Below are 227 nucleotides of genomic sequence, written 5' to 3' on the forward strand. Positions count from 1 at the left end.
AACCTCTCGCACGCCATCAAATCCGTAAAAGAGTCGTTGCGAGGCATACCGAATAAAGGATTCGGATATGGGGTGCTGAAGTATCTGACGGCGGCGGAGCATAAGTCGAATCTAGGATTTGACGCCCATCCGGACATTGTCTACAACTATCTCGGACAGTTTGATCAAGACGTTGCAACCGAAACCTTTGAAAGCTCGCCGCTGGGAACGGGATCGGAAGAGCATCC

1 pseudogene is annotated in these 227 nt (G+C 51.1%); it reads left to right on the forward strand.

The window, feature by feature from the left end:
* Positions 1 to 227, forward strand: a pseudogene (locus QD47_RS29770) (condensation domain-containing protein); the annotation flags it as partial.

The sequence above is a fragment of the Paenibacillus terrae genome, from assembly GCF_000943545.1.
GTDB classification, from domain to species: Bacteria; Bacillota; Bacilli; order Paenibacillales; family Paenibacillaceae; genus Paenibacillus; species Paenibacillus terrae_A.